The organism is Streptomyces sp. WAC 06738 (assembly GCF_003945505.1).
Lineage (GTDB): Bacteria > Actinomycetota > Actinomycetes > Streptomycetales > Streptomycetaceae > Streptomyces.
Genome location: NZ_CP029618.1, coordinates 1437596 through 1451874, shown reverse-complemented (window position 1 = coordinate 1451874; position 14279 = coordinate 1437596). Strand labels below are relative to the sequence as shown.

Sequence of the window (14279 nt, the reverse complement as noted above, 5' to 3'; positions counted from 1 at the left end):
CCCAATTACTATACCGGTATTAGTATCACGCTCATGGTTCGTACTCCACTGACCCCCGAGGAGCGCCGCCGCGGCGAGCGCTTCGGCGCCCTGCTGCGCGCCGCCCGAGGCGAGCGCAGCATGACCGACGTCGCCGCGGCGGCCGGCATCTCCGCCGAGACCCTCCGCAAGATCGAGACCGGTCGCGCCCCCACCCCGGCCTTCTTCACGATCGCCGCCCTGGCCACCGCCCTCGGCGTCTCCCTCGACGCCCTGGCCGACACCTGCACCGCACCCGATCCCGAGGCCCCCGCGGACAGCGCCGTCCACGCGGCGTAGCGCCCCCGGGTCAACTCCCGGCCCCGGGCCCCGCCCGACCCGGTGAAGTCCGCCGCCGGGACGCCGTAGCGGGGTGCGACGGCGGGCATGGCGCACCCATGACGTACGCGAACGGCACCCGCAGGACCTCCGGCGGCTGGGAGGCGCGCTACCGGGCCGCCCTGGAGCGGGGCGCGGGGCGCGGCGAGGCGCTGCTGACGGGAGTGGCGGCGCTGGCGCTGTACGGGTTCCGCAGCGTGCCCGCCGCCGCGGACGTGCGCGTGGTCGACGTGCTCGTTCCGCCCCGCCGCCGCTTCACCGCGCCGCCCGGGGTCCGCGTCCACCACGCGCTACGCCGCCTGCCCCCGCCCGTCCGCCTGCCGCCCGGACTCCCCGCCGCCCCGCCGGTCCGCGCCGCCGCCGACGCCCTGCGCGACGTACTCGACCACGACAGGACCGCCGCCCTCTTCCGCGAACTCCTCGACACCCGCGCCACCCCGCCCGCCACCGCGGCCACCGCGTTACGCGCCGCCGGCCTGCACACCCGCCCCGACGTCGCCGCCGTCCTCGCCACCCTCGGGCCCGCCGCCCGGCCACCCGCCGAGACCCGCGCCCGCACCCTGCTCCGCGCCGCGGAACTGCCGCCCCCGCTCTGGCACATCCCTCTGCACCTCGACGGCTACTGGCTCACCACCCCGCACGCCCACTGGCCCCGCACCGGCGTCCTCCTCCACCTCACCGAGCCGCCGTACCGCCACGACGACGGCACCGTGGAACACCACAACGCCCTCGAATCCCTGGGCCTGCACCTCGTCCACACCACACCGCGTCAGTTGTTCCGCGAACCGGACGCCTTCACCGCCGCCGTCCGCGACGCCCTCGCCGCGGGCCCGCACGGCCCGGCGCGGGACCGGCTGCGCGCGCGCCCGTGGCGCAGGCGCGTGTCCTGACGCGCGGAGTCTCCGGGCCCCGCCACGCGCTCCGCTACGCCCCTTGCCCCGGCCGTCCGCCGGGGGTACGGACCGCCCTTGCCGCCGTGGCGCAGCCCGCCGCCGCGGCCGCGCGCGGGCCACCGCCGGACTGCGCCGCCGCCAGATAGGCGCCCGTGAAGGCGTCGCCCGCGCCCGTGGTGTCGAGGGGGACGACCGGCGTCGCCGGGATGTGCACCGCGGGCGCGCCGGGGGTGGCGAGATGCGCGCCGTCGTCCCCGGCGGTGACCACGGCGGTGGCGTCGAGCGCGGTGGCCAGGGCCGCCGCCGCGGCGGCGGGGGAGGGGAGGCCGGAGAGCAGCGCGGCCTCCGCGGAGTTGGGGAACAGGGTGTCGGCGTCGGCGACCGCGTCGAGGAAGTCCCGTACCCCCGACTCCGCGAGGAAGCCGGCCGACGCGGGATCCACGCTGACCGTCGCCCCGCGCGCGTGTGCCTCGGCGGTGGCGAGCGCGGCGAGGGCGCGGCCGGGGGCGGTGAAGAACAGGTAGCCGGAGAGGTGGACGTGGGTGACGCCGGTCAGCAGCCCGGCCGTCCAGTCGTCCGGACCCAGCCGGAACGACGCCCCGTTGTCCGCCAGGAACGACCGTTCGCCGCCGCCGTCGACCAGGGCGACGACCTTGCCGGTGGGCGCCTCGGGGTCGACGCGGACGTGGGCGTCGACCCCGGCGCGTACGAGCGCGGCGCGATGCCAGTCGGCGGCGTCCCGGCCCGCACGCGCCAGCAGACGCACCCGCGCGCCACAATGCGCCGCCCACGCGGCGACGTTCGCGCCGGCGCCGCCGGGCAGGATCGCGATGTCGGCCGGGGTGTCGGTGCCGGGGGCGAGCGGGGCGGAGTGGCGCGCGACGACATCGGTGACGACATCGCCGATCACGAGCAGCACCCCGCGACGGGCAGCGTCCCCGCGGGGCCCGGTACGCGCATCTGCCCGCGGTCCGGTGCGCCGCGGCCCCGTAGGCGCGTGTGCCCGTGATCCCGTACGGCCGCCCGCCCCCGCGCCCCCGCTCACGCCTGTCCCCTCACGCGCCGCCCGCCACCGCGATCTCCGCCGCCAGCCGCACGTTCCCCCGCACCGCCGCGAGGTTCGCCTCCAGCGACGCCCCCCGGGTGTGCTCCGTGAGATACCCCAGCAGGAACGGCGTGATCGCCTGCCCGCTCACCCCCCGCCGTTCCGCCTCGCGCAACGCGTCCGCCAGCACCGCGTCGTGCACCGCCGGGTCCAACTGCTCGGCGGCCGGCACCGGGTTGGCCACGATGACCGCCGACGGCGGCACGTCCAGCTCCCGCTGGGCGCGCAGCACCGCCGCGACCTCGGCGGGCGTACGGACCGTCCACTCCACCGGCTCCCCGGACGTCCGCAGGTAGAACCCCGGGAACTCCGCCGTGCCGTAGCCGAGGACCGTCACGCCCAGCGTCTCCAGGCGCTGCAGCGTCGCCGGCACGTCCAGGATCGACTTCACCCCCGCGCACACCACCGCGATCCGCGTCTCCGCCAGCAGCCGCAGGTCGGCCGACTCGTCCTGGGACTGGGTCCACTCCCGGTGGACCCCGCCGAGGCCGCCGGTGGCGAAGACGCCGATGCCGGTGCGGGCCGCGAGGAACGCGGTGGCCGCGACGGTCGTGGCACCGCTCGCGCCGAGGGCGGCGGCCGGCGCGAGGTCGCGTACGGTCAGCTTGCGCACGGTGTCGTCGGAGGCGATCCGCTCCAACTGAGCCTCGCCGAGTCCGACATGCGGCGTGCCGTCCAGGACGGCGATGGTGGCGGGCACCGCGCCCGCGGAGCGGACGATGTCCTCCAGCTCGGCCGCCACCTGCAGATTGCGGGGGCGGGGCAGGCCGTGGGCGATGATCGTCGACTCCAGGGCGACGACCGGCCGCCGGTCCGCGAGCGCGGCGCGTACCTCGTCAGTCAGGTGCATGCGCCCACGGTACGTGCCGTGCGTACCCCGGTGATCAGCCCCTACGTGTCGTACAGGCCGTCCCACGGCTCGTGGAACCCGAGCCGGTCCGGGTACAACTCCGCCCAGTCCGGCTCGTCCTCGCCGGCACCCGCGGACGGCTCCGCATGCCGCTCCGCGACCAGCCCGAAGCGGATCCCGTCCACCGAGACCTCGAACGGCCTGATCGCGATGTCGCCGAAGACCAGCCCGGGCAGCTCGTCGAGCCAGCCCTCCATCTTCGCGTCCATCCGCCCGTCGGCGGGCACGCCGGGGCCCGGGGTCCAGATGTCGGAGCCGGTGTGGTGTCCTTCGGCGTCGAAGCGGTGCAGCACGGCGTACCAGCGGCGGTGCTCCAGCCAGTCGGGGCCCATGCGGTAGTCGGGCGGGTACGCGGCGGTGATCGAGGCGAGGAACTGCCCGTGGTCGTAACGGCCGATGTTCTCGGTGCGGTAGCCGGGCTCGTGACGTATCGGGATGACCTCAGGGATCGCCATGGCCCAGACCTTAAGGGGTGGCCGCGGCGACCGGCATCCGGGCCCTGGTCGGCGGGCGCGGCGCAACGCGCCGGCCCAAGCGGGCGGACGCGCGGGGGGATACGCGGAGGGCGTCAGCCCTTACCGTCGTTGGATGGACGACGTTGACCGCGCTGCCGACCCTGACGCCGCCCCCGACGCTCCCGACGCCCCCGCCCGTCCGCTCCTCCTGCTCGACGTCGACGGGCCCCTCAACCCGTACGCTGCGCGCGAACAGCCGCCCGGCTACGGCGAGTACGTGGTCACCGGCATGCCCGCGGGGCCCATCCGGCTCTGGCTGCGGCCCGCACACGGGGAGCGGCTGCTGTCGCTCCCGTACGAACTGGTGTGGGCCACGACGTGGATGCACGAGGCCAACACCGTCATCGGCGACCGGGTGCTGGGGCTGCCGCCGCTGCCGGTGATCGAGTGGCCGTCGATGTTCACCACCGACGACCCGGACGGGCTCTACTGGAAGACGCGGCAGGTCGCCGCCTGGACCGCCGGGCGGACGTTCGCCTGGGTGGACGACGAGATCACCGCGGCGGACGCGGCGTGGATCGAGGAGCACCATGAGGGGGAGGCGCTGCTGCGGCGGATCGACCCCACGCGCGGGCTGGTGGAGGAGGACTTCGAGGCGCTGGAGGCGTGGGCCAGGGAACGGGACCAGACCCGCCCGTGAACGGGCCGCGGCCCCCTCGCCGCCCTCCCGGCCCAGCCTCAACCGTCCGCCATCTCCAGCAGCTTGAGGACCGTGTTCCAGTTGCGCGCCGTCGCCGTCACCCCCAGCTTGCGGCCGGAGAAGTCGGCCGCCAGCTTCGACCGGCCGATCCCGCCGGGACACCAGACGTAGACGACGCGGTCCCCGATCGCGAACCTGTCGGGCGCGTACGACGCGGGGTCGGCGGTACGGAACCACGCGCCGGCCGGCGCGGGACCCGAGAGGAACACCGCGAGGAACCGCGCCGGTTCCGCGGCGCCCTCCGGCAGCGGGTTGCCGGCGACGACGGCCGCGATCTCCTCGCGCGTGCGGGCGATGACCGGTATCCGCAGGCCGAACTCCTCGGCCACGACCGCCTCGACGGCCGCCGCGGTCTCCTCCGGCGGCGTGCCGGGATCGTCGAAGACGACGTTCCCGCTGGCCACATACGTGGCGACGCCGGCGAAGCCGTGGTCGGTCAGCGCCTTGCGCAGCCCGGCCATGGGGACCTTGTTCTTGCCGCCGACGTTGATGCCGCGCAGCAGGGCGATCTGCTTGCTCACGCCCGGCGCCTCCCTTGCCCGTCCGCCCGATCCGCCCGCGCACCGCGGCCGGGCGCGGGCCGTCCTCCTCGCACCGTCAGAACAGCGGCTCCGGGAGCACGCCCTCCAGCGCCAGCAGGCTCCGCTTCGTGTCGAGCCCGCCGCCGAAGCCGCCCAGGCCGCCGTCGCTCTCGATGACGCGGTGGCAGGGGACCACGATCGGCAGCGGGTTCGACGCCATGGCCCGGCCGACCGCCTGCGCGGCGCCGGGCTCCCCGACCCGGCCGGCGAGGAACTGATAGCTCACCACCGAGCCGAACGGCACCTCGGCCGCCAGCTCCTCCAGCACCCGCCGGTTGAAGCCGTCGGACAGCGACCAGTCCAGCTCCAGCCGGAACTCCTTCAGCCCGCCGGCGAAATACTCCCGCAACTGCCGCTCGGCCGCCGCTATGTGCGCCGCGGGACCCGCAGGCTCCTCCCGGCCGGCCGGGCCCGCGGCGCCCGGCTTGGCGTGGAACCCGACCTTGACCAGCCCCCGGTCCGTGGCGGCCAGGAGCAGCGGGCCGATCGGCGAGTCGACCACCCGGCGGACCTGCCGGGGTGCGATGGCATCGGTGGCGTCCATGCCGCGAGCGTAGGACACGGCACTGACAACCGCCTGCGTCCGCGCCCCGCCCCGATGCCGCTCCCATGCGGCGAATCGGGCGCGTACCGATTGCGTATCGGCTGCGCCGCGGGCGGTGGAAGCATTTCGGTCGCGACTCGCACAGACCTACGATTCGCTCTGGTTGCCCTGTACATCTGTCGACAGATCCGTAGATCCATCCGTCGTCCCCGGGAGTCACTCCGTGCTCGCTGCCCCCGTGCCCGTCGACGGGTTCACGCATGGCCTGCTCACCCCCGCCACCGCCTTCGTCATGGCCGCCGTCGGCAGTGCCCTGGGGCTGCGCTGCACCATGCGCGCGCTGACCGTCGAGCCCGCGCGGCGGGCGGGCTGGCTGCTGCTCGGCGCGGTCGCCATCGGCACCGGCATCTTCGCCATGCACTTCATCGCGATGATGGGCTTCACGGCGGACTCCGTCCACATCAACTACGACGTGCCGATCACCCTGGCGAGCCTCGGCGTGGCCATCGTCGTCGTCGGCATCGGCGTCTTCACCGTCGGCTACCTCGGCCGGACCGCGTTCGCCCTCACCACCGGCGGCATCGTCACCGGGCTCGGCGTCGCCGCCATGCACTACCTGGGCATGGCGGGCATGAAGATGGACCGGGGCCGGCTCGTCTACGACGGCACGGTCGTGGCGCTGTCCGTGCTCATCGCCGTGGTCGCCGCCACCGCCGCGCTGTGGCTGTCGATGACCGTGAAGCGGTTCGGCGTGGCGGTGGGCGCCGCGCTGATCATGGGCGTGGCCGTCTCCGGCATGCACTACACCGGGATGGCGGCACTGGAGGTGCACGCCCACGCCGCCCATACGGTGGCGGACGGCAAGAGCCCGGCGGAGATCCTGGCGCCGATCCTCATCGGACCCGTACTCCTGCTGGTGTTCGTCGGGCTGTTCGTCGGCATGGACCCGCCGGAGAACGAGTGGCGGGTGCCCGTGGCCGACGAGGGCGTCGTGGGCGGGGACGCCGCCGCTCCCGAGCCCGCGGGCTCGGGAGCGACGTCGTACTCCGAACGGGGCGGCGGCCGCCCGGGCGGTGTCTGACCGCGGCCCGCCGCCCCGGTCCGTACCGGGGGACCGCCCGCGGCCGCTACTCCGCGGCGACCCCGAACCCGGCGCCCGCCAGCGCCTCGGCGATCAGGTCGGGCTTGTTGGTGATGATGCCGTCCGCGCCCCACTCGGCCAGCTGGACGGCCCGCGCCGGGTCGTCGACCGTCCACGTGTAGCTCTCCAACTGCTTGCCGTGCGGCCCCTTCAGGGCGTGCACGGCCGCGTAGTACTCCGCGGACATGGTGCCGTGGTTGGAGTTGATCTGATCAGAGAAGGTGGCGTACTCGGGCAGGTCCGCCACCGCGGGGGCGCCGAGGAAGCCCGTCTTCACGTCGGGCCGCAGCTCGTGCACGGTCTTGATGGAGTCCGCGCTGAAGCTCTGCACGACCAGCTTGTGCTGCACCGCCGCGGGGCTCAGCCAGCCGCTCTTGCGCAGCTCGGTGAGGATCTCCTTCTCGATCCCCGGGTACAGCTCGGGCTTCTTGATCTCCAGCACCAGCTTCTGGCGGTTCTGCGTGACCCGCTTCATGTACTGGTCCAGGGTCGGCACCCGCGTGCCGGCCCACTCCTCGCCCTTCCATCTTCCGGCGTCGAGCGTGCTGATCTCCTTCCAGGTGAAGTCGGAGACCTTCCAGGGGGCGCGGTCGGGGAACAGCTCCTCCACGTTGGTGGTCCGGGCGAGCGTGTCGTCGTGCATGATGACCAGCTCGCCGTCCTTGCTGCGCTGCACGTCGTTCTCGACCCAGTCGATCCCCATGTCACGGGCGGCGTCGACGGCGGCGAGGGTGTTCTCGGGGGCGTACGCGGAGGCGCCGCGGTGCGCGACGGTCACGACCGGTGCGGCGGAATCGGAGTCGGCTGCGGGCTCGGCAGCGGTCGCGGTGGCGGACGTGGCGGCCGCGGTGAGAACGAGGCCGGCCAGCGCCGTCAGGGCGCCGGACGCGCGCGTAAGCGTGCGGGAGGGCATGCAGTCTCCTCGACTAGAGGTGATCACTTGTCGCCGCAGGGTCCCAGTGGCAGGCGACAGAGTACGAGGCCGCGGATGGCCAGAGATTGAACGCCGATATCGGCGCGGTGAACGCCTGCCGCATCCGGTCGGCGCAGGTGGCAGGCTTGAGGAAGCGCTTGCTATGCCGTTTCCGGCCCCTCCGATCTGGCTGGAAATGATCTGGTCGGGGGCCCGGGGTGTTCGGTATTGGGCCAGGTCAGCGAGGAGCCCGGGGCGATGCGTGCCGCGTTGTCAGTGGCGAGTCGTACGGTGGGGGCATGCGGCCCGTCACAGACATCGAACGCACCATGGCGCCCTTCGAGGTAGTCAGCCCTTATCAGCCGAACGGCGACCAGCCCGCCGCCATCGACGAGCTCGAACGGCGGATCAGGGCGGGCGAGCGGGACGTCGTGCTGCTCGGCGCGACCGGCACCGGCAAGTCGGCCACGACGGCCTGGATGGTCGAGCGCCTGCAGCGCCCCACGCTGGTCCTCGCGCCCAACAAGACGCTGGCCGCCCAGTTGGCGAACGAGTTCCGCGAGCTCCTGCCGAACAATGCGGTGGAGTACTTCGTCTCGTACTACGACTACTACCAGCCCGAGGCGTACGTCCCCCAGACGGACACGTACATCGAGAAGGACTCCTCGATCAACGAGGAGGTGGAGCGCCTGCGCCACTCCGCGACGAACTCGCTGCTCACCCGGCGCGACGTCATCGTGGTCGCCTCCGTCTCCTGCATCTACGGCCTGGGCACGCCGCAGGAGTACGTCGACCGGATGGTGCCGCTGAAGGTCGGCGAGGAGATCGACCGGGACCAGTTGCTGCGCCGCTTCGTCGACATCCAGTACTCCCGCAACGACCAGGCGTTCACGCGCGGCACGTTCCGGGTCCGCGGCGACACCATCGAGATCTTCCCGGTCTACGAGGAACTGGCCGTCCGCATCGAGATGTTCGGGGACGAGATCGAGGCCCTGTCCACGCTCCACCCGCTGACCGGCGAGGTCATGAGCGAGGACGACAGCCTGTACGTCTTCCCGGCCTCGCACTACATCGCGGGGCCCGAGCGCATGGCCAAGGCCGTCGCCGGCATCGAGACCGAGCTGGACGAGCAGCTCGGGACGCTGGAGAAGCAGGGCAAGCTGCTGGAGGCGCAGCGGCTGCGCATGCGGACGACGTACGACCTGGAGATGCTCCAGCAGATCGGCACCTGCTCCGGCGTCGAGAACTACTCGCTGCACATGGACGGCCGCGAGACCGGCTCCCCGCCGCACACCCTGCTGGACTACTTCCCGGAGGACTTCCTCCTCGTCATCGACGAGTCGCACGTCACCGTCCCGCAGATCGGCGCCATGTACGAGGGCGACGCCTCCCGCAAGCGCACCCTCGTCGACCACGGCTTCCGGCTGCCGTCCGCGCTGGACAACCGCCCGCTGAAGTGGGAGGAGTTCCTGGAGCGCATCGGCCAGACGGTCTACCTCTCCGCCACCCCCGGGCCGTACGAGCTGTCCCGCGGCGACGGCGTCGTCGAGCAGATCATCCGGCCCACCGGGCTCGTCGACCCCGAGGTCGTCGTCAAGCCGACCGAGGGCCAGATCGACGACCTGGTGCACGAGATCCGCACGCGCGCGGAGAAGGACGAGCGCGTCCTGGTCACCACGCTGACGAAGAAGATGGCCGAGGACCTCACGGACTACTTCCTGGAGCTGGGCATCCAGGTGCGCTACCTGCACAGCGACGTCGACACGCTGCGCCGCGTCGAGCTGCTGCGCGAGCTGCGCGCCGGGGAGTACGACGTCCTGGTGGGCATCAACCTGCTGCGTGAGGGCCTCGACCTGCCCGAGGTCTCCCTCGTCGCCATCCTCGACGCCGACAAGGAGGGCTTCCTCCGCTCGGGCACGTCGCTGATCCAGACCATCGGCCGTGCCGCGCGCAATGTCTCCGGCGAGGTGCACATGTACGCGGACAAGATCACGCCGGGCATGGAGAAGGCGATCGACGAGACCAACCGGCGCCGCGCCAAGCAGATCGCGTACAACGAGGAACACGGGATCGACCCGCAGCCGCTGCGCAAGAAGATCAACGACATCGTCGCCCAGATCGCCCGCGAGGAGGTCGACACCGAGGCGCTCCTCGGCTCCGGCTACCGGTCCACGAAGCCCGACGCCGCGGCGAAGGCGCCGGTGCCGGAGCTGCGGCAGAAGACGAAGCCCGCCCGCCGGGGCGAGGCCGAGGCCGGTGCGGCGCCCACGGAGACGCCCGCCGCCGACCTGGCCGCGCAGATCGAGGACATGACCGCCCGGATGCGGTCCGCCGCCGCGGACCTCCAGTTCGAGGTCGCGGCCCGGCTGCGCGACGAGGTGGCGGAGATGAAGAAGGAGCTCCGGCAGATGAAGGAGGCGGGGCTGTCGTAGGCCCGGGTTGTGCGGGGCGTGGGAGCGCCCCCGGGCGTACGCGGAGCGTGGCCGTCCGGGAGCGCACAACCGGTGGTGTGTAGCAGGAGCGCCACAAATCCTCCTCCGGGGGGAGCACAGGGCCGCTGTCCTGCGTAATGTGCGTGGCAGCGCGCCGGTCATGGCGCGTTCGGAGCAGGAGGGGAACGTCAGCGTGTCGATCAACTTGTCCAAGGGTCAGGCCATCAGCCTGCAGAAGTCCGATGGCGGCAGCCTCAGTGCGGTCCGCATGGGGCTGGGCTGGCAGGCCGCCGAACGGCGCGGTCTCTTCGGTAAGCGCACGCGCGAGATCGACCTCGACGCCTCCGCGGTGCTCTTCGCCGACAAGGAGCCGGTCGACGTGGTGTTCTTCCAACACCTCGTGAGCGACGACGGCTCCGTGCGGCACACCGGTGACAACCTCGTCGGCGGCGCGGGACAGGGCGGCGACGACGAGTCGATCCTGGTCGACCTGCAGCGCGTGCCGGTGCACATCGACCAGATCATCTTCACCGTGAACTCGTTCACCGGCCAGACCTTCGAAGAGGTGCAGAACGCGTTCTGCCGGCTCGTGGACGAGAGCAACGGCCAGGAGCTGGCGCGCTACACGCTCACCGGCGGCGGCACGTACACCGCCCAGATCATGGCGAAGGTGCACCGGACCGGGTCCGGCTGGGGCATGACCGCCCTCGGCTCGCCGGCCAACGGCCGTACGTTCCAGGACCTGATGCCGTCGATCCAGCCGCTTCTCTAGGAGCGCGGGACGACCGGTTTCCGAGGCATGACGCGACGTCGACGGCCGCAGCGAGTGCAGGGGAGGGCCGCATGACGGCCGAGTTGGTCCGCGGGCAGAACCATCTGCTGCCGCAGACCCGGGTGGAGATCAGGATTTCGGCGGGGAGCCCGGTGACACCGGGCGCCACGCTGGGGGGAGAGGACGGCAGGGTCAGCGACCCGGGCCGGATCGCGCACCCCGGTGCGCCGCAACTGCCGGGCCTCGAAGTGCCGGGACAGGCGGCGGCGGAGCACCGGCTGGCGGTGGACCTGGACGCGGTGCCGCCGGACGTGGAGCGCGTGCACGTGCTGCTGGCGTTGCCCGCGGGCGTGCCGGGACCGCGGAGCTTCGGCGCCATAGCGCCGCCTTCTGTGGCCGTCACGGGCCTCGACGGCACGGCGATCGCGCGGTTCGTCATCACCGGTCTTGACAGCGAGTCGGCGGTCACCGCCGTGGAGCTGTACCGGCGGGGCGACGCGTGGAAGATCCGGGCCGTGGGCCAGGGGTACGCGGGCGGGCTCGCCGCCATGCTCGCGGACCAGGGCCTGCCGGAGGCGCAGCAGCTCGCCGCCGACATCGAACGGGCCGTGGCCGAAGGGCTGGCGCGTGCCGTCGCCCCGGCGCCGCCGCCGGTCACCGGCCAGCCGACCGGCCCCGGCGCCAGGCGGCCGCAGCAGGCCGCCGAGGAGCGGCAGACCCAGGCGGGCCCCGTCGACTACCGCCACCCCCGCCGCGCCGCGGCGGGTGCCGCGGGCGCATCGGGCGGCTCAAGTGGCGGACCGGGTACGCCGGGCGCGTCCGGTGCGCCGCGCGCCCCCGCGTCCGCCGCGGCGCCCCCGCCCCCCGGTGTCGGGGCCGGCGCCGGAGCGGGTGCGCGTCCCGCCGCGGGCGCGGGCAGCGCCGGCGGCGTACCGCCGCAGTCCGGCCGCTCGCAGTCGGGCCCCGCGGCGCCGGTCGCGGGCGACGCCCCCGGCTGGAGCATGGAGGAGCGGCTGTACAACCAGGTCTGGGGCATGTTCGAGGACCTGGCCCGTACGGTCGCGGCGTACCGCAGTGCCGTCGACTTTGCCGACTCCCGGATGGACCGCGAGCTCGACCAGCTCCTGGCAGACCCGCGCGCCCGCATGGGCTCCATCGCCGACTCCGCGCGCGCCGAGGTGCTCGCCCGCCACTCCACCCTGGTGGACCGGGCGCGCGAGGTCCTCGACCGCGACCTCGGGCAGCTCGTCGCCGAGGCCGGCGTCGTCGAGCCCGCCCTGCCGCCCGCGTTCGCCTCCTGGGCGAGCCCCGTGTGGCACGAGTACGAGGTGCCCGAGGACGCCCCGATGGCCCTGCGCCTCGGCGATCTCCACCTGCCCGAGCACACGGAGCTGCGCGTTCCGCTGCTCGTACGGCTGCCGCTGCAGCGCGGCCTGTGGGTGGACAGCGGCACCTCCTCGCTCGGCCCCGGCGCGCTCGAGGGCGACCCCGAGCACGGCTTCCCGGACTCCGCGGAGCGGCGCGCGCTGGCGCTCGACACCGCCGTGGCGCACGCCTCCCGGCTGCTGTCGGTGCACCCGGCGGGCGAGTTCAACGTGCACTTCATCGACCCGGGCGGCACGGCCACCACGGCGCTCACCCCGCTGCTCCACTCCGGCGTGCTCGCCGAGCCGCCGCCGAAGGGCGCCGCGGCCGTCACCGACACCCTCAGCCGGCTGACCCAGCGCATCGACCTCGTCCAGATGGCGCTGCGCAGCGGGGCGGCCGACGCATTGCCGCCGGACCTGGACCCGGCGCAGCAGCTCTTGGTGGTCAACGACTTCCCGCACGGCTTCGACGACCGCGCCATCAATCAACTGCGGTATCTCGCGGACGAGGGCCCGTCGGTCGGCGTGCACCTGCTGGTCGTCGCCGACCGGGAGGACGCCAAGGGCTACGGCCCGCTGCTGGACCCGTTCTGGCGCGGCATGCTGCGGCTCACGCCTACCCCGGACGACCACCTGGCCGACCCCTGGATCGGCCACGCGTGGACGTACGAGCCGGCGCGCGCGCCGATGGGCAGCCGGGTGCTGGAACAGGTGCTGGCCCAGGTCGCGGCGGCCCGCAGGGCGCTGCGCCGCTGACGGGTGGGTCCCGCGTCACCAACGGCCCGCAGGCACTGCGCCTGCGGGCCGTTCCGCGTACCGCATGTCCCGGCCTGTACAGGCTCCGACCTGCACACTTGGTCGGAACTTTGCCATCGCTTGGCTCGTTCTATACAGTCGACGGTTGGGGGTGAGCTTCCAGTTCCACGAGTGGAAGGCACGCCCGGCAACCATCACGCTGAACATGCCGGACCTGCCGCGGAGGACGAGTGGACGTATCGCTGACCCTGTGGGTGCTCACGATCGTGGGCCTGTGTGCCCTGATCGGCACCGACTTCTTCGTCGGCCGGAAGCCCCACGAGGTGACGCTCAAGGAGGCGGGCACCTGGACCATCATCTGGATCGTCCTCGCCGGGCTCTTCGGCATCGGGCTGTGGATCTGGGGCGGCGGCCAGGCGTCCGGTGAGTTCTTCGCCGGCTACGTCACGGAGAAGTCGCTGAGCGTCGACAACCTCTTCATCTTCGTGATCATCATGGCCAAGTTCGCCGTGCCGCCGCAGTACCAGGCCCGGGTGCTCATGGTCGGCGTCCTCATCGCGCTGGTGATGCGCGCGGCCTTCATCGCCGCGGGCGCCGCGCTGATCGCGTCCTTCTCCTGGGTCTTCTACATCTTCGGCGCGTTCCTCATCTACACCGCCTGGAAGCTGATCCAGGAGGCCACGGCCGACGAGGAAGAGGAGTGGGAGGAGAACCGGCTGCTCAAGGCCGTCGAGCGCCGCTTCGCCGCCACGGACAAGTACCACGGCACGAAGCTGTTCATCACCGAGAACGGCAAGCGGCTGATGACGCCGATGCTCATCGTCATGCTGGCGATCGGCACCACGGACCTGCTCTTCGCGCTGGACTCCATCCCCGCGATCTTCGGCCTCACCCAGGACCCGTACATCGTGTTCACGGCCAACGCCTTCGCGCTGATGGGCCTGCGGCAGCTCTACTTCCTCATCGGCGGCCTGCTCAAGAAGCTGGTCCACCTCTCGTACGGGCTGTCGGCCATCCTCGGCTTCATCGGCGTGAAGCTGGTGCTCCACGCCCTGCACGAGTCCGGGGTGCACGTCCCCGAGATCAGCACGGCGATCTCGCTGAGCGTGATCGGCGGCGTCCTGGTCATCACGACGATCACGAGCCTGCGGGCCTCCCGCCGCCTGGAGGCGGAGCAGAAGGACAAGGAAGAGAGCAAGGAAGAGGAGCCCGCCGAGGCCCGCCGGCCGGGCGCGGGCGACGACTGACACAGACCCTCTACGTGCCCGGTCCCGGAGGGCGTCCGGGACCGGG

At 73.0% G+C, this 14279-nt stretch carries 14 protein-coding genes; 8 read left to right on the top strand and 6 right to left on the bottom strand.

Annotated elements, in window-relative coordinates; all coding sequences use genetic code 11:
* Nucleotides 1-33 precede the first annotated feature (33 nt).
* On the top strand, nucleotides 34-318 hold the full coding sequence (locus DMB38_RS06035) for a helix-turn-helix transcriptional regulator (protein WP_125934269.1): 285 nt from the start codon (nucleotides 34-36) through the stop codon (nucleotides 316-318).
* A 98-nt stretch (nucleotides 319-416) separates the two neighbouring features.
* Nucleotides 417-1247, top strand: coding sequence for a hypothetical protein (locus tag DMB38_RS06030; protein WP_125934268.1), 831 nt, complete (start codon nucleotides 417-419; stop codon nucleotides 1245-1247).
* A 34-nt stretch (nucleotides 1248-1281) separates the two neighbouring features.
* Here DMB38_RS06030 and DMB38_RS06025 read toward each other — a convergent pair whose 3' ends face one another.
* The 3 genes from DMB38_RS06025 to DMB38_RS06015 all read right to left on the bottom strand — a co-directional run bounded on the left by DMB38_RS06025 (nucleotide 1282) and on the right by DMB38_RS06015 (nucleotide 3720).
* Complete coding sequence (locus DMB38_RS06025; protein ID WP_125934267.1) at nucleotides 1282-2169, bottom strand: PfkB family carbohydrate kinase; 888 nt, start codon at nucleotides 2167-2169, stop codon at nucleotides 1282-1284.
* A 136-nt stretch (nucleotides 2170-2305) separates the two neighbouring features.
* Nucleotides 2306-3205 (bottom strand): pseudouridine-5'-phosphate glycosidase, encoded by a 900-nt coding sequence (locus DMB38_RS06020; protein ID WP_125934266.1) that lies wholly within the window; start codon nucleotides 3203-3205, stop codon nucleotides 2306-2308.
* A gap of 41 nt (nucleotides 3206-3246) precedes the next feature.
* Nucleotides 3247-3720: a hypothetical protein gene (locus tag DMB38_RS06015; RefSeq protein WP_125934265.1), complete on the bottom strand. Its 474-nt coding sequence runs from the start codon at nucleotides 3718-3720 to the stop codon at nucleotides 3247-3249.
* A gap of 133 nt (nucleotides 3721-3853) precedes the next feature.
* Between DMB38_RS06015 and DMB38_RS06010 the strand changes: the two genes are divergently transcribed.
* The gene (locus DMB38_RS06010; protein WP_125934264.1) at nucleotides 3854-4420 is read left to right on the top strand and encodes an HAD domain-containing protein; all 567 of its coding nucleotides are present in this window, start codon (nucleotides 3854-3856) and stop codon (nucleotides 4418-4420) included.
* A gap of 38 nt (nucleotides 4421-4458) precedes the next feature.
* Here DMB38_RS06010 and DMB38_RS06005 read toward each other — a convergent pair whose 3' ends face one another.
* Together DMB38_RS06005 and DMB38_RS06000 are read right to left on the bottom strand one after the other, a co-directional pair.
* Nucleotides 4459-5001, bottom strand: coding sequence for a DUF1697 domain-containing protein (locus DMB38_RS06005; protein ID WP_125934263.1), 543 nt, complete (start codon nucleotides 4999-5001; stop codon nucleotides 4459-4461).
* 76 nt (nucleotides 5002-5077) lie between these two features.
* Nucleotides 5078-5605: a methylated-DNA--[protein]-cysteine S-methyltransferase gene (locus tag DMB38_RS06000; protein WP_125934262.1), complete on the bottom strand. Its 528-nt coding sequence runs from the start codon at nucleotides 5603-5605 to the stop codon at nucleotides 5078-5080.
* A 238-nt stretch (nucleotides 5606-5843) separates the two neighbouring features.
* On the opposite strand from DMB38_RS06000, the gene DMB38_RS05995 reads away from it, so the two are divergent.
* The gene (locus DMB38_RS05995; protein WP_125938839.1) at nucleotides 5844-6686 is read left to right on the top strand and encodes an MHYT domain-containing protein; all 843 of its coding nucleotides are present in this window, start codon (nucleotides 5844-5846) and stop codon (nucleotides 6684-6686) included.
* Nucleotides 6687-6732: 46 nt separating this feature from the next.
* Here DMB38_RS05995 and DMB38_RS05990 read toward each other — a convergent pair whose 3' ends face one another.
* Complete coding sequence (locus DMB38_RS05990) at nucleotides 6733-7659, bottom strand: glycerophosphodiester phosphodiesterase family protein (protein WP_125934261.1); 927 nt, start codon at nucleotides 7657-7659, stop codon at nucleotides 6733-6735.
* Nucleotides 7660-7958: 299 nt separating this feature from the next.
* Here DMB38_RS05990 and uvrB point away from each other — a divergent pair, with 299 nt between their 5' ends.
* The 4 genes from uvrB to DMB38_RS05970 all read left to right on the top strand — a co-directional run bounded on the left by uvrB (nucleotide 7959) and on the right by DMB38_RS05970 (nucleotide 14233).
* Complete coding sequence (gene uvrB, locus DMB38_RS05985) at nucleotides 7959-10091, top strand: excinuclease ABC subunit UvrB (protein WP_125934260.1); 2133 nt, start codon at nucleotides 7959-7961, stop codon at nucleotides 10089-10091.
* A gap of 193 nt (nucleotides 10092-10284) precedes the next feature.
* Nucleotides 10285-10863, top strand: coding sequence for a TerD family protein (locus tag DMB38_RS05980; protein ID WP_047019809.1), 579 nt, complete (start codon nucleotides 10285-10287; stop codon nucleotides 10861-10863).
* Nucleotides 10864-10934: 71 nt separating this feature from the next.
* A complete protein-coding gene (locus DMB38_RS05975) occupies nucleotides 10935-12986 on the top strand; it encodes a TerD family protein (RefSeq protein WP_125934259.1) in 2052 nt (683 codons plus the stop codon).
* A 230-nt stretch (nucleotides 12987-13216) separates the two neighbouring features.
* Nucleotides 13217-14233: a TerC family protein gene (locus DMB38_RS05970; protein WP_125934258.1), complete on the top strand. Its 1017-nt coding sequence runs from the start codon at nucleotides 13217-13219 to the stop codon at nucleotides 14231-14233.
* Nucleotides 14234-14279 lie beyond the last annotated feature (46 nt).

Excerpts from the sequence above, each read along its gene's own strand:
- DMB38_RS05975 (WP_125934259.1), top strand. The coding sequence starts at position 10,935 with ATGACGGCCGAGTTGGTCCGCGGGCAGAACCATCTGCTGCCGCAGACC.
- DMB38_RS06000 (WP_125934262.1), bottom strand. The coding sequence starts at position 5,605 with ATGGACGCCACCGATGCCATCGCACCCCGGCAGGTCCGCCGGGTGGTC.
- DMB38_RS05990 (WP_125934261.1), bottom strand. The coding sequence starts at position 7,659 with ATGCCCTCCCGCACGCTTACGCGCGCGTCCGGCGCCCTGACGGCGCTG.
- DMB38_RS06030 (WP_125934268.1), top strand. The coding sequence starts at position 417 with ATGACGTACGCGAACGGCACCCGCAGGACCTCCGGCGGCTGGGAGGCG.
- DMB38_RS06010 (WP_125934264.1), top strand. The coding sequence starts at position 3,854 with ATGGACGACGTTGACCGCGCTGCCGACCCTGACGCCGCCCCCGACGCT.
- DMB38_RS06035 (WP_125934269.1), top strand. The coding sequence starts at position 34 with ATGGTTCGTACTCCACTGACCCCCGAGGAGCGCCGCCGCGGCGAGCGC.
- DMB38_RS06015 (WP_125934265.1), bottom strand. The coding sequence starts at position 3,720 with ATGGCGATCCCTGAGGTCATCCCGATACGTCACGAGCCCGGCTACCGC.
- DMB38_RS06020 (WP_125934266.1), bottom strand. The coding sequence starts at position 3,205 with ATGCACCTGACTGACGAGGTACGCGCCGCGCTCGCGGACCGGCGGCCG.
- uvrB (WP_125934260.1), top strand. The coding sequence starts at position 7,959 with ATGCGGCCCGTCACAGACATCGAACGCACCATGGCGCCCTTCGAGGTA.